General features: G+C 73.9%; 12 protein-coding genes. 9 read left to right on the top strand and 3 right to left on the bottom strand.

All coding sequences use genetic code 11. From position 1 onward, the window contains the following. Nucleotides 1-32 precede the first annotated feature (32 nt). From AB0C22_RS01205 to AB0C22_RS01185, 5 genes are all read left to right on the top strand, one after another. Nucleotides 33-785 carry an NUDIX domain-containing protein gene (locus AB0C22_RS01205; protein WP_208565336.1) on the top strand — a complete coding sequence of 251 codons (753 nt, stop codon included), beginning with the start codon at nt 33-35 and terminating at the stop codon, nt 783-785. After that, nucleotides 782-1,852, top strand: coding sequence for a serine/threonine protein kinase (locus AB0C22_RS01200; RefSeq protein ID WP_357532823.1), 1,071 nt, complete (start codon nt 782-784; stop codon nt 1,850-1,852). The genes AB0C22_RS01205 and AB0C22_RS01200 overlap by 4 nt, the downstream gene beginning before the upstream one ends. Nucleotides 1,853-1,862: 10 nt before the next feature. Continuing rightward, nucleotides 1,863-2,828: a hypothetical protein gene (locus AB0C22_RS01195; protein WP_219465566.1), complete on the top strand. Its 966-nt coding sequence runs from the start codon at nt 1,863-1,865 to the stop codon at nt 2,826-2,828. An 80-nt stretch (nt 2,829-2,908) separates the two neighbouring features. Next, the gene (locus tag AB0C22_RS01190) at nt 2,909-4,210 is read left to right on the top strand and encodes an adenylosuccinate synthetase (protein WP_357533331.1); all 1,302 of its coding nucleotides are present in this window, start codon (nt 2,909-2,911) and stop codon (nt 4,208-4,210) included. A gap of 108 nt (nt 4,211-4,318) precedes the next feature. Next, on the top strand, nt 4,319-4,936 hold the full coding sequence (locus AB0C22_RS01185) for a DedA family protein (RefSeq protein ID WP_219465565.1): 618 nt from the start codon (nt 4,319-4,321) through the stop codon (nt 4,934-4,936). A 159-nt stretch (nt 4,937-5,095) separates the two neighbouring features. Here AB0C22_RS01185 and AB0C22_RS01180 read toward each other — a convergent pair whose 3' ends face one another. Continuing rightward, the gene (locus AB0C22_RS01180) at nt 5,096-5,734 is read right to left on the bottom strand and encodes a TetR/AcrR family transcriptional regulator (protein ID WP_219465564.1); all 639 of its coding nucleotides are present in this window, start codon (nt 5,732-5,734) and stop codon (nt 5,096-5,098) included. Nucleotides 5,735-5,811: 77 nt separating this feature from the next. On the opposite strand from AB0C22_RS01180, the gene AB0C22_RS01175 reads away from it, so the two are divergent. The 4 genes from AB0C22_RS01175 to AB0C22_RS01160 all read left to right on the top strand — a co-directional run bounded on the left by AB0C22_RS01175 (nt 5,812) and on the right by AB0C22_RS01160 (nt 10,584). Continuing rightward, the gene (locus tag AB0C22_RS01175; RefSeq protein ID WP_208565327.1) at nt 5,812-6,264 is read left to right on the top strand and encodes an SCP2 sterol-binding domain-containing protein; all 453 of its coding nucleotides are present in this window, start codon (nt 5,812-5,814) and stop codon (nt 6,262-6,264) included. A gap of 2 nt (nt 6,265-6,266) precedes the next feature. Further along, nucleotides 6,267-7,481, top strand: coding sequence for an acyl-CoA dehydrogenase family protein (locus tag AB0C22_RS01170; protein ID WP_219465563.1), 1,215 nt, complete (start codon nt 6,267-6,269; stop codon nt 7,479-7,481). A gap of 149 nt (nt 7,482-7,630) precedes the next feature. Next, complete coding sequence (locus AB0C22_RS01165) at nt 7,631-9,196, top strand: AMP-binding protein (RefSeq protein ID WP_357532819.1); 1,566 nt, start codon at nt 7,631-7,633, stop codon at nt 9,194-9,196. Nucleotides 9,197-9,393: 197 nt separating this feature from the next. Next, complete coding sequence (locus AB0C22_RS01160; RefSeq protein ID WP_357532817.1) at nt 9,394-10,584, top strand: serine hydrolase domain-containing protein; 1,191 nt, start codon at nt 9,394-9,396, stop codon at nt 10,582-10,584. A 234-nt stretch (nt 10,585-10,818) separates the two neighbouring features. On the opposite strand, the gene purD is transcribed toward AB0C22_RS01160, so the two are convergent. Both purD and AB0C22_RS01150 read right to left on the bottom strand, forming a co-directional pair. Continuing rightward, the gene (gene purD, locus AB0C22_RS01155) at nt 10,819-12,069 is read right to left on the bottom strand and encodes a phosphoribosylamine--glycine ligase (protein ID WP_219465558.1); all 1,251 of its coding nucleotides are present in this window, start codon (nt 12,067-12,069) and stop codon (nt 10,819-10,821) included. A gap of 420 nt (nt 12,070-12,489) precedes the next feature. Further along, the gene (locus AB0C22_RS01150) at nt 12,490-13,434 is read right to left on the bottom strand and encodes a type IV toxin-antitoxin system AbiEi family antitoxin domain-containing protein (RefSeq protein WP_357532815.1); all 945 of its coding nucleotides are present in this window, start codon (nt 13,432-13,434) and stop codon (nt 12,490-12,492) included. Nucleotides 13,435-13,472: the final 38 nt, after the last annotated feature.

Raw genomic sequence — 13,472 nt, 5'->3', positions numbered from 1 at the left:
GATCGAGTAATTCTCAACCCGAGAGGGACGCCGTGAACGAGCAGGACTTCCTCGCCGGATACGACCCCAGCGCCTACCCCTCGACCGCGATCACCGTGGACGTGGTGGCGCTGACCATCCGCGAGGGCGCGCTGCACCTGCTGCTGATCCGGCGTGGCCAACCCCCCTACCAGGGGCACTGGGCGCTGCCCGGCGGCTTCGTCCAGCCCGACGAGGACCTCACCACCGGGGCCCGCCGCGAACTCGCCGAAGAGACCGGCCTCGGTGGCGACCGGCTGCGCCGGGTCCACCTGGAACAACTCGCCAGCTACGGCGCCCCCGACCGGGACCCCCGGATGCGGATCGTCTCCGTCGCCCACCTCGCCTTCGCCCCCGACCTGCCCGACCCGGTCGCCGACAGCGACGCCGACGAGGCCGGGTGGCTGCCGGTCACCGCCCTGCCCAGCCGGCAGCTCGCCTTCGACCACGCCCGGATCGTCGACGACGGGCTGGAACGGGCCCGCTCCAAGCTCGAATACACCCCGCTGGCCACCCGCTTCCTCGGCCCCGAGTTCACCATCGCCGAGCTGCGCGGCGTCTACGAGACGGTCTGGGGGCACCCGCTGCACGCCGGCAACTTCCACCGCAAGGTGCTCTCCGTCCCCGGCTTCGTCGAGAGCACCGGCGGCAACACCGAACGCGGCGGCGCCCGGGGCGGTCCCCGGGCCCGGCTCTACCGGGCCGGCGACGCCCGGCTGCTGCACCCGGCGCTGCTGCGCCCCGCCCGGGAGGAGACCGTCCGGTGAGGACCGACGAGGCGATCGGGCTGGTCGCGGCGGCCCGCACCGACGCCGACCTGTTCGGCGTCGACACCCCGGCGCAGCGCTACCGCGAGCTGGTCGCGGCCCTGCACCCCGACCGGCTGGGCGCGCTCGACCATCAGGTACGCGCCGCCGCCACCGACGCGTTCATCCAGGTCACCACCCGCTGGCAGGCCACCCGGACCCCGGCACCCGGCGACCCGACCGGCACCCCCGGCGACCCGACGGGCACCGCCGGCCGACAGGCACCGGACGGCCGCGCCGCCACCGACCCGGCCACCGTCGTGCTGGGGGGATACCGACTCGGGGCGCTCGCCCACGTCGGTGACCTCGCCGACCTCTACGACGTGGGGGCCGACCGCCTGCTCAAGCTGCCCCGCGACCCGGCCGACAACGACCTGCTGGCCCGCGAGGCGCACGCCCTGCGGCAGATCGAGGAACGCGGCGACCCGCGCCACCTGCCGTACGTGCCCCGGCTGGTCGACACCTTCCGGCACCGGGACGCCGCCAGCGGGGCCGAACGCCGGATCACCGTGCTCGCCGCCGTACCCGGGCTGCACGACCTCGACGCGGTACGCCGGGCGTACCCCGACGGGTTGGACGCCCGGGACGCGGCCTGGATGTGGCGGCGGCTGCTGGTCGCCCTCGGCCTGGCCCACCGGGCCGGCGTGGTGCACGGCGCGGTGCTCCCCCGGCACGTGCTGATCGAGCCGGACGCGCACGGCGTGGTGCTCGTCGACTGGTGCTTCTCCGCCGTCGACGGCGGCACCGTCCCGGCGCTGGTCCCCGGGCACGAGGACTGGTACCCGCCGGAGGTCACCGCGCGGCGGCCCGCCGGCCCCGGCACCGACCTGGCGATGGCCGCGGCGTGCATGAGCTGGCTGATGGGCGACCGTGCCCCCCGTGAACTACGCGCCTTCGCCGACGGCTGCCGCCGCCCGGCGCTGGCCGCCCGACCCGACGACGCCTGGCGACTGCTGGGCGAACTCGACGAGGTGCTCGACCGGCTCTACGGGCCGCGCACCTTCCGACCGTTCACCCTCAACCCCTAGGGAGGCTGCCATGGGCAGCGGAATCTGGTCCACCGACGTGTACGACGCCGCCGACCGCTACCGGAAGAAGAAGGGCACCAGCGCGTTCTCCTACAGCGACAGCGGGGCCCGCACCGTGCACCCGGCGCTCGACCCGCGCGACGCCCTGCGGGAGAGCCGCGACAACGCCGAGCACCCGCAGTCGACACCCATCGCGGTGCTGTTCGACGTGACCGGCTCGATGGGGCACGTGCCCCGTACCCTCCAGGCCAAGCTGCCGCAGCTGCTCGGGCTGCTGCTGCGCCAGGGCTACGCCCGCGACCCGCAGGTGATGTTCGGCGCGATCGGCGACGCCACCTGCGACCGGGTGCCGTTGCAGGTGGGGCAGTTCGAGTCGGACAACCGGATGGACGCCGACCTCGGCCGGATCGTGCTGGAAGGCGGCGGCGGCGGTCAGATGACCGAGTCGTACGAGCTGGCGATGTACTTCATGGCCCGGCACACGGTCACCGACAGTTGGGAGAAGCGCGGGCGGCGCGGCTACCTGTTCATCATCGGCGACGAGCTGGCGTACCCCCGGGTGAGCCGGCGGGAGGTGCGCCGGCTGATCGGCGACGACCTCGGCGAGGACGTGCCGCTGCGGCAGATCCTCGACGAGGTGACCCGCCGCTGGGACACCTACTACCTGCTCCCCGCCGGCAGCCACTACGCCGGCAACGCCAAGGTGCTCGACTTCTGGCGGGACCTGCTCGGGCAGCGCGCCGTCGTCCTCGACGACCTGGACGCGGTCTGCGAGACCATCGCGCTCACCGTCGGCCTCGGCGAGCAGGCCATCGACCTCGACGAGGGGCTGCGGGACCTCGACCGGGCCGGCTCCACCGCGGGCGGCACGGTGTCGAAGGCGCTGGCCCCGCTGGCCGGCGGCCGGCGTACCGAGGTCTCCACGCTGCCGGCCCCGACCGGGTCGCGCCACGCCGGTGGGGTGACCCGGCTGTGACCGACGTCCCCGCCCCCGCGACCCGGCGGCCCGGTCCGGGCCCGACGGGACCGGACGGGACCGGACCGGGCCGGCACGTGATCGTGGTCGATCTCGGTTACGGCGACGCCGGCAAGGGCACCGTCGTGGACTGGCTCTGCGCGACCCGCCACGTGCACACCGTGGTGCGGTTCAACGGGGGTGCGCAGGCCGCCCACAACGTGGTGCTGCCCGACGGCCGGCACCACACGTTCGCCCAGTTCGGGGCGGGGACGTTCCACCCGGGGGTTCGCACCCACCTGGCCCGGCAGCAGGTGGTGGACCCGCTGGCGCTGGCCGCCGAGGCCGACCACCTCGCCTCGGTCGGGGTACCCGACGCCCTCGACCGGCTCACCGTCGACGGGGAGGCGTTGCTGGCCACGCCGTACCACCGGGCCGCCAACCGGCTCCGGGAGATCGCCCGGGGGGCCGCCCGGCACGGCTCCTGCGGGCTGGGGGTGGGCGAGTCCGTCCGGTACGGGCTCGCCCACCCCGACGAGGCGCCCCGGGTGGCCGACTGCCGGGACCCGGAACTGCTGCGCCGCCGGCTCACCGTGCTGCGGGACCGGCTGACCGCCGAACTCGGCCCGCTGGACGCCCCACCGGTGGCGGACTGCCTGCCCGCGTTCACCGGCTTCGCCGACCGGGTGGCGATCGTCGACCGGTCGTACCTGGCCGGGGTGCTGCGGGCGGGGACCTGCGTCTTCGAGGGGGCACAGGGGGTGCTGCTGGACGAGTGGCACGGCTTCCACCCGTACACCACGTGGAGCACCACCACCTTCGCCAACGCCGAGGCGCTGCTCGCCGAGGCGGGGGCGGCCGGGTCGGCGTACCGGCTGGGGGTGGTGCGGACGGTCACCACCCGGCACGGGCCCGGTCCGCTGGTCACCGAGGACCGGACCCTGCCGTTGACCGATCCGCACAACCCGACCAACCCGTGGCAGGGCCGGTTCCGCTTCGGCCACTTCGACGCCGTCGCCCACCGGTACGCCCTGGACGTGGCCGGTGGGGTGGACGGCCTCGCCCTCACCCACCTCGACCTGACCCACCCCGACCCGGCCCGCACCGATTCCGCCCGTCCCGCGCTGCGGCTCTGCCGCCGCTACGAGGACGTCGACCGGCTGCACCCCGGCCCGCCCGGCGACCTGGACCGGCAGGCGGCCCTCACCGCCCGCCTGCTGCGGACCCGCCCGGTGTACGACGCCCCGCCCACCGACTGGCCGGCGGCGGTGGCCGGGGCGCTGGCCGCCCCGGTGGTGCTCACCTCGCACGGTCCCACCGCCGCCGACAAGCGGGAGCACACCCCGCCGTCCGGCGAGCCGCTCCCGGCCCCGACCAGCGACCAGGTCCCGCAGAAGACCTGATCCACCGGACCGGCCCGGCGGCCCTGACCCGGCGACTCCGCCCCGGCCCCGCGGCCCTGATCCGGCGACTCGGCCCCGGGCCGGCGGCGCAGCGTCGAGCATGAGGGCATGCAGTCGGTGCTCGACCTGCTCCACCACACCGTCACCTCACCCTGGGTGTACCTGGTGATCTTCGTGGTGACCGCGGTCGACGCCTTCTTCCCGGCGGTGCCCGGCGAGACCGTCCTGATCACCGCCGGGGTGTTCGCGGCCAGCGGCGAGCCGAACCTCACCGCCGTGATCGCGGTGGCGGCCCTCGGCGCGCTCAGCGGCGACCACGTCTCGTACGGCATCGGTCGGGGCGGCGGCGCACACCGGCTGGCCCGGCTGCCCGACGGCAGCCGCCGCCGGAGCGGCTCGGACTGGGCCCGGCGGGCGGTGGACCGGCGGGGTGGCTCGATCCTCACCACCTCCCGCTTCGTCCCCGGCGGCCGGACCGCCGTCACCCTGACCATGGGTGCCGTCCGGTATCCGCTCCCCCGGTTCCTGGTCTTCGACGCCGTCGCCGCCGTCATCTGGAGCCTGTACTGCGGGCTGCTCGGCTATTTCGGCGGGCTGGCCTTCGAACGCGATCCGGTCCGGGGGCTGCTCGTCGGTGTCGGCCTCTCGCTGGCCGTGACCGGGTTGTTGGAGCTGGCCCGCTGGTGGCGTCTGCGGGCCCGCCGCCGCGCCGCCGGCCACCACTGACCAGTCCGGCCAGGTGGGGCCGGGAACGAGCCACGCACCGGCCCGGGGCCGGCGGGTGACGCGGTCGGTCCGGGCGTCCGGGCGTCCGGGGCCGGCGGGTGGTGTGATCGGTCCCGAGGTCCGGGCGTCCGGGGTCGGCGGGTGGGGCGGGTGGGGCGGTCAGTCCGTCGGGGGCCGCCAGGTGACGCCGTCGAGGAGTTGGGCCGCACCGAGCCAGGCGACGTTCATCATCTGGGTGGCGGTCTTCTCCGGCTCGGCCTCGGGGTGGTCGGCCAGCCAGTCGGCAAGCGACTCGCTCGCGCCGACCAGGGCGTACGCGACGACCTCCAGCTCGGTCGCGGCGACCTCCCGGCCCCGGGCGCGCAACGCGTGGTCGAGCATCCCGGCGACCACCTCGACCAGCCGGGCGCGCATCGCGGCCAGTTCGGTGGCGAACGGTTGGGAGCCCCGGGCCTGCCGGTAGAGCACCGCCCAGCCGTCGCGGTGCGCCCCGACGAAGCCGAAGAAGGCCCGCAGCCCACGCCAGAGCCGCTGGTCGGGCGGGAGGTCGGGGGCGGCGGCCCCCGCGATGGCCAGCATCATCCGGGCGGTCTCCCGGTGCAGGCAGGCGATGAACAGCTCCTCCTTGGTGCCGAGGTAGGCGTAGACCATCGGCTTGGAGATGCCCGCGTCCTCGGCGATCTCGTCCATGCTGGCGGCGTGGAAGCCGCGTCGGGAGAAGACCTTGACGGCCGCGTCGAGCATCTGCTGCTCGCGTACGGCCCGGGGGAGGCGCTTGAAGCTGGGTGTGCTGGACACTCTTGCGAGCATACCTACTCGTGCGTAAGGTTACGCTTGAGTAACCAAAATCGTCCGCCCCGAGAGGTGCCACTCCCATGACTGACTTCGACCCGGCCAACTTCGCCAACTTCGGCCCCAAGGAGTTCGCCCAGCTGGTCAAGTCCACCCCGGACGACAAGATCGCCGAGGTGATGTCCGGCGACCTGCGCGGCAAGGTGCTCAGCGAGGTCTTCGGTCGGATGCCGCAGATTTTCCGCGCCGACCGCGCCGGCACCACCAGCGCCGTCATCCACTGGAACATCACCGGCCGGCCCGACGGTGGCACCGACACCTACGAGATCGTCATCGCCGACGGCACCTGCACCGTCAACGAGCCGCCGCAGCACGACCCCAAGCTCGCCCTCACCATGGGCCCGGTCGAGTTCCTGAGGATCGTCTCCGGTGGGGCCAACCCGGTGATGATGTTCATGACCGGCAAGCTGAAGGCCAAGGGCGACCTGGGCCTGGCCGCCAACATCGCCAACCTGTTCGACATCCCCAAGGCCTGACGATGGCCGAGTTCTCGCTCGACCTGAACGAGGAACAGCGGGATCTGCGGGACTGGGTGCACGGCTTCGCCGCCGAGGTCGTGCGCCCGGCCGCCGCCGAGTGGGACGCCCGGGAGGAGACCCCCTGGCCGATCATCCAGGAGGCGGCGAAGATCGGCCTGTACGGCTTCGAGTTCCTCGCCACCTGCTGGGCCGACCCCACCGGGCTGTCCCTGCCGATCGCCAGTGAGGAACTCTTCTGGGGCGACGCCGGCATCGGGCTGAGCCTCTTCGGCAGTTCGCTCGCCGTCGCCGCCATCTACGGCACCGGCACCCCCGACCAGATGGTCGAATGGGTGCCGCAGTGCTTCGGCACCGTCGACGCCCCCGCCGTCGCCGCGTTCTGCACCACCGAACCGGAGGCCGGCTCCGACGTCTCCGCCATGCGCAGCAGAGCCGTCTACGACGAGGCCACCGACGAGTGGGTGCTGACCGGGCAGAAGGCGTACGCCACCAACGGCGGGATCGCCGGGGTGCACGTGGTCACCGCCTCCGTCGACCCCGAACTGGGCTCCCGTGGGCAGGCCGCGTTCGTCGTACCGCCGGGGACGGCCGGGCTGCACGCGACCCGCAAGCTCAAGAAACTGGGCCTGCGCGCCTCGCACACCGCCGACGTCTTCCTCGACGACGTCCGGGTGCCGGGGCGCTGCCTGCTCGGCGGGAAGGACGCGCTGGACGAACGGCTGGCGCGGGCCCGGTCCGGCCAGCGGGCCAGCGGCCAGGCCGCGATGCGCACCTTCGAGCTGTCCCGGCCGACCGTCGGCGCGCAGGCGCTCGGCGTCGCCCGCGCCGCCTACGAGTACGCCCTCGACTACGCCAAGGACCGGGTCCAGTTCGGCCGGCCGATCATCGCCAACCAGGCCGTCGCGTTCGCCCTGGCCGACATGAAGATGGAGATCGACGCCGCCCGACTGCTGGTCTGGCGGGCCTCCTGGATGGGCCGCAACAACCGGCCGTTCACCGCTGGCGAAGGCTCGATGTCCAAACTCAAGGCGGGTGAGGTGGCCGTCTCGGTGACCGACCGGGCCGTGCAGCTCCTCGGCGGGGCGGGCTTCCTGCGCGACCACCCGGTCGAACGCTGGTACCGGGACGCCAAGATCTACACCATCTTCGAGGGCACCTCCGAGATCCAACGGCTGGTCATCTCCCGCGCCATCTCCGGCGTCCAGATCCGCTGACCGTCGCCACCGGTCGACCGCCCCGTCACCGCCCGTCCACCATGGGCGACGTCGACTGGGCGGTCGGCCGGCGACGACGCATGATCGGAAAGGAATCCCTGGTGAGGGCCCCGGCCGGCCCCACGTCGTACCCCGAAGGAGGTCGCCGGATGGACCTGCCGTTCATCGTGGCCACACTGACCAGGCGGGGACTGCTCACCCCCGGGCACCCCGTCCGGGTCGCCTCGCAACTCGCCGCGCTGCGCCAGTGGGGCTGGGGCATGGCCGGCGAACTACGGCAGGCCGCCGCCCGCGACCCGGGCCGGGTCGCCGTCGTCGACGAGCACGGCCACGAACTCACCTACCGGGAACTACTCGACCGGGCCGAACGACTGGCCCGGTCGATGCGCAGCGTGCTCGGCGTACAGGCCGGGGACCGGGTCGGGTTGCTGTGCCGCAACCACCACGGGCTCATCGAGGGCATCGTCGCGGCCACCCTGCTCGGCGCCGACGCGGTGCTGGTCAACAGCGGACTGTCCGCCGCGCAACTCGCCACCGTCGCCGAGGAGCAACGGCTGCGGCTGCTGGTGCACGACACCGAGTTCGCCGAGCGGGTCCTCGGCGTCCCCGCCGAGGTGCACCGGGTCGACGAAGCCGGCCTCGACGCCCTGATCGCCGCCGCGCTCCCCGCCGACCGGCTCACCCCGCCCGCCCACGACGGCCGGACCATCGTGCTGACCTCCGGCACCACCGGCACACCCAAGGGTGCCCGCCGGCCCGTCCCGACCGGCTTCGGCCCGCTGGTGTCCATCATCGACCGCATCCCGCTGCACACCCACGACACCGTGCTGATCGCCGCCCCGATCTTCCACACCTGGGGGTACGCGGCACTCCAGGTCGCCTTCGCGCTGCGCGCCACCATCGTGCTGCACCGCCGGTTCGACCCGGCCGCCACGCTGGACGCGCTCGTGACCCACCGGTGCCAGGCGCTGTTCGCCGTACCGGTGATGCTGCAACGCCTGCTCGACGTGCCGCCACCGGAGCCCCGGCCGGCGCTGAAGGTGGTCGCGGTCAGCGGCTCGGCGCTGCCCGGCAACCTCACCACCCGGTTCATGGACACCTACGGCGACGTCCTCTACAACCTGTACGGCTCGACGGAGGTCTCCTGGGCCGCCATCGCCGGCCCCGCCGAGCTGCGCCAGGCCCCCACCACCGCCGGTCGCCCCCCGCACGGCACCCGACTGGAGATCCTCGGCGACGACGGGAAGCCGGTGCCGGCCGGGCGGGTCGGCCGGATCTTCGTCGGCAACGAGATGCTGTTCGAGGGCTACACCTCGGGGGCCCGCCGGGAGACCCACGACGGGCTGCTCGACACCGGCGACCTCGGCCGGGTCAACGCCGACGGGCTGGTCTTCGTCGACGGCCGGGCCGACGACATGATCGTCTCCGGTGGGGAGAACGTGTTCCCGTCCGAGTTGGAGGACCTGCTCGCCCGGCTGCCGCAGGTCCGCGAGGCCGCCGTGCTCGGCGTACCCGATCCGGAGTACGGGCAACGGCTCGCCGCGTTCCTCGCCCTGCACCCCGGCGAGACCCTCGACCCCGAGGCGGTACGCGAGTACGTCCGGCACTACCTGGCCCGGTTCTCCGTACCCCGGGATGTGATCTTCGTGAAGTACCTGCCGCGCAACGCCACCGGCAAGGTGCTCACCCGGGAACTCCGCCGCTACTACGGCTGACCTGTCCCTGACCTCGTCGGGCGACGGTCTGCGGGCAGGGTCGACCTGGGTGCCGGGCGGGTTCCGGGCGCGGGCACGGGCACGGTGGACGCTCGGTGGGCCGTCGGCCCCGGGGTGGTCTCCCCGAGCCGACGATCCGGGTGCCGTGGGGGCTGTCCCCGATGCCGTCGCTCCCCGTGACCGGCAGGCTCGACACCATGAAGATCATGAATCGGCGTACGGTCCTCGTCGCCACCACGCTCGGCGCCCTGCTCGGCGTCACGGCACCCGGGACGCTCGCCTTCGCCGCTCCCACCTCCACCGTCGGTGACCGGCACGCAGCTCCAGGCTGCCGGCCCGGCACCCTCGACCCGACCCCCGTCCGGCAGGCGATAGCCGGACTGCCCGACGCCGACGCCACCAGCGCCCAGGTCAGGATCACCACGCCGGACGGCTGCTGGACCGGCACCACCGGCGTACGGGACCTGCGCAGCCAGCAACCCGTACCGCCACACGCCCGGTTCCGGGTCGGCAGCGTCACCAAGACCTTCACCGCGGCCATGGTGCTGCAACTCGTGGCCGAACGCCGGCTCGACCTCGACGCGTCGGTGCAGCGGCTCCTGCCAGGGCTGCTCCCCGCCGACTACCCGACGGTCAGCGTCCGGCAGCTGCTCGACCACACCAGCGGCCTACCCAGCCCCAGCGTGCCGGACGACATCGAGTGGCAACTCGCCCACCGGTACGACAGGTGGACCCCGCAACAGCTGGTCCGGCTCGGCCTCGACAACCCCCGCGAGTTCGACCCCGGCACGAGGCAGCACTACACCAACATGGGCTACATCGTCGCCGGGCTGCTCATCGAGAAGGTCACCGGCCACCCGTACGCGACGGAACTGGACCGGCGCATCGCCCGACCGCTCGGCCTGCGCGACACCTACGCACCGGGCGACGACCCCCGCCTCCGGGGCACGCACGCCCACGGCTACCAGGCAGTCGACCGGGACGGCCGGACGGAACTGGTGGACGTCACCACCTGGAGCCAGACCTTCACCCCGGCCGCCGGCAACATCATCTCCAGTCTCACCGACCTGGACACCTTCCTCACCGCGCTCTTCGCCGGTCGGGTGGTGCCGGCCGCCCAGCTCAGCACGATGTTCACCCTGCCCGGAGTGCCGGACGTGAGCGGTGGGCCGGCCCGCTACAGCGCCGGGCTCACCGCGTTCCCGCTGCCCGACGGCGAAACCCTGTGGATCAAGACCGGCTCCCGGTACGGCTACCTCGCCGGGACCGCCTCCACCCGGGACGGCCGCTTCCGGGTGGAATACTCGATCACCAGCACCGACGCCAAGGGCGAGGAACTCAGCGCCACCGCCCAACGGGTCATCGCCGCCGCCCTGTCCCTGCTCTGACCGCCGACCCGACGGGGCACGACCCGGCCAGCGACGGGTCCGTCGCCGGGACGGTGAACTGGTCGCCGGCCCGGGAACGGGTCGGCCCCGCCCGGAGTCCACCGGCCCAGGCGGCTCCCCGGGCCGTCGATCGCGGTGGCGGTCGGCCTCGGGAGAGTGATCCGACCGCTGGCCCGGGCACGATCCATCGCGCCCGGCGTCGGGCGGGCGCTGGGGCAGCCGCCCCGGCTGTGGTCAGTCCGGGACGGTGATCCGGCCGTCGATCGCGGTGGCGGCGATGTCGTTGCGGTGGTGCGAGCCGGCCAACTCGATGCCGCGTACCAGGGCGTAGGCGGCATCGCGGGCGGCGGTCAGGTCCGGGCCGGTGGCCGTACCGCAGAGGACCCGGCCGCCGGCGGAGACCAACGCGCCGTCGGCGGCCCGGCGGGCGGTGCCGGCGTGAATGACGCCCGGGTGGTCGGCACCGGTGATCACGTCACCGGTACGTGGGGTCGCCGGGTAACCCTCGGCGGCCACCACCACGGTGACGGCCGCACCGTCGCGCCACCGCAGCGGCGGGTGCGCGGCCAGCGTGCCCGTCGCGGCGGCGTGCAGCAGCCCACCGAGCGGGGTCTGCAGCAACGCCAGCACCACCTGGGTCTCCGGGTCACCGAAGCGGGCATTGAACTCGATCACCCGGGGGCCGGCGGCGGTCAGCGCCAACCCGACATAGAGCAGACCGGCGAACGGGGTGCCCCGGCGGCGCATCTCGGCAAGCGTCGGGTGGACCACGTCGGCCAGCACCTCGTCGACCAGGCCCGGCGGTGCCCACGGCAGCGGCGCGTACGCCCCCATGCCGCCGGTGTTCGGACCGGCATCGCCGTCGCCGACCCGCTTGAAATCCTGCGCCGGCAACAACGGCAGGGCCGCCTCACCGTCGGTCACCACGAACAGGGAGACCTCGGGCCCGGACAGGTACTCCTCGATCACCACCCGGCCGCACTCCTGCGCGTGCCGCAACGCGACGTCCCGGTCGTCGGTGACCACCACGCCCTTGCCGGCGGCCAGCCCGTCGTCCTTCACCACGTACGGCGTGCCGAACTCGTCCAGCGCCCGCCCGACGCTCTCCGCATCCGTGCAGGTGTACGCGCGGGCGGTCGGCACCCCGGCCGCCGTCATGATCTCCTTGGCGAAGGTCTTGGAACCCTCCAGCCGGGCCGCCTCGGCCGACGGACCGAACACGGGGACGCCCTTGGCGCGTACCGCGTCGGCCACCCCGGCGACAAGCGGGGCCTCCGGCCCGATCACCACCAGGTCGGCACCGACCTCCACCGCCAACCCGGCCACCGCGGCGGGATCGACGGCATCGACCTGCCGCAGCTCCGCCACCCCCGCGATCCCCGGGTTACCGGGTGCCGCGAACAGGACCTCGACAGCCGGATCCTCGACCAACCCCAGCGCGAGCGCATGCTCCCGCCCGCCACCACCCAGAAGAAGTACGCGCACGGCGACGAATCCTACCCACCCCACCCCCACCCCACCGTGCCTCGCCCCCACCCGCCCCACTCCCGCCCCCGCCCCGCCCCGCCTCCACCTCACCCCCGCCTCGCCCCCACCCCGGCCCCCACCTCACCCCCGCCTCGCCGCCACCTCACCCCCGCCTCGCCCCGGTGATCAAGAGGTTTGCGTCAGATTGGAGATCAACTTTGACGCAAACCTCTTGATCAGCCGACGCAAACCTCTTGATCACCGGCTAGGGCGGGTGGGGCGGGTGGGGCGGGTGAGGGCAGCGGGGCGGGGTGGGGTGGGGCTCGATGGGGTGGGGGCCCGGCGGAGTGGGGGCCCGGCGGAGTGGGGGCCCGGCGGAGTGGGGGCCCGGCGGAGTGGGGGCCCGGCGGGGTGGGTGGAATCCGGTGTGGGACGGGGTCAGTGTGGGGATTCGGGGTGGGGCGGGGTGCGGGTGAGGGACATGGCCTGGCGGACGGTGTGGGGAATGTAGTCCGGGCGGAGCGCGTCGGACCAGGTGAAGCGGAGGATCCGCCACCCCGCGTTGATCAGACGGTTCTGTCGACGACGGTCGGCGAAGAGTGCCTCGGGGGTGCCGTGCGGGGCGGCACCGTCGGCCTCGGCGATCAGCCGCGCGGCCCGCCAGCCGAGGTCACCGATGCCGAGCAGGTGCCCGTCCTCGTCCCGGACCTCCTGTTGCAGGGTGTCGGGCGGGACTCCACCGTCCACGCAACGCAAGCGTGACCAGGTCTCCAGTGGTGACTGGGCGCGTCCGTCCACCTCGGCGAGGTGACTGCGGGCCGCCGGGGCACCTCGCCGGCCCCGGATGAGCGTCGGTGCGCTGGCCAGGTCCTCCGGGGTGACGAGTCCGCGGTTCAGTGCCGAGTCGAGCACGGACACCGCCGGGTACCGGTCGAGCCGGAGAATCATGTCCGTCACGGTGCGCAACGGCGAGGTCGTGAGGATGCCATCCACCTCGGCGAGGTCGCCCGGGGCCACAGTGAACTGGTGGACGACGAGCGTGGGGTCGGTGTGCCGTTGCGGTCGGGGTCGGTCCACCGGCACCGAGACGTGGACCGCGGGTCGGCGTGGCCCGGCGATGTCGTGCAGCAGGAGGGCGCTGTCGAGGACGGCGAAGGCGTCAGGGCCGAGGCTCGTCACTGCCGCCCGGATGCGGGCCCGCCGGGCGACCGCGTCCGGTGGCCGCCCGGTGGGTGCGTAACAACCACGGGACAGGCGCGTCCACCGGCCGGAGCGGCAGAGCTGCCGGACATGGTCCCGGGTCAGCCCGGCCGCGAGGGCCTGCGTCGTGGTGACCATCCCGTCCTGCCTGAGGGCGATCCGACGGAGAGTTTCGAGCGGCATCACCCCGCCACCCTCACGCCCCACCCACCCCCACTTCC

It is taken from the genome of Micromonospora sp. NPDC048894 (assembly GCF_040649765.1).
GTDB lineage: Bacteria > Actinomycetota > Actinomycetes > Mycobacteriales > Micromonosporaceae > Micromonospora > Micromonospora antibiotica.
The sequence above is the reverse complement of the archived record's forward strand: the minus strand, read 5'-3'. Positions and strand labels throughout refer to the sequence as shown.

Excerpts from the sequence above, each read along its gene's own strand:
- AB0C22_RS01195 (WP_219465566.1), top strand. The coding sequence starts at position 1,863 with ATGGGCAGCGGAATCTGGTCCACCGACGTGTACGACGCCGCCGACCGC.
- AB0C22_RS01185 (WP_219465565.1), top strand. The coding sequence starts at position 4,319 with ATGCAGTCGGTGCTCGACCTGCTCCACCACACCGTCACCTCACCCTGG.
- AB0C22_RS01175 (WP_208565327.1), top strand. The coding sequence starts at position 5,812 with ATGACTGACTTCGACCCGGCCAACTTCGCCAACTTCGGCCCCAAGGAG.
- AB0C22_RS01170 (WP_219465563.1), top strand. The coding sequence starts at position 6,267 with ATGGCCGAGTTCTCGCTCGACCTGAACGAGGAACAGCGGGATCTGCGG.
- AB0C22_RS01165 (WP_357532819.1), top strand. The coding sequence starts at position 7,631 with ATGGACCTGCCGTTCATCGTGGCCACACTGACCAGGCGGGGACTGCTC.
- AB0C22_RS01160 (WP_357532817.1), top strand. The coding sequence starts at position 9,394 with ATGAAGATCATGAATCGGCGTACGGTCCTCGTCGCCACCACGCTCGGC.
- AB0C22_RS01150 (WP_357532815.1), bottom strand. The coding sequence starts at position 13,434 with ATGCCGCTCGAAACTCTCCGTCGGATCGCCCTCAGGCAGGACGGGATG.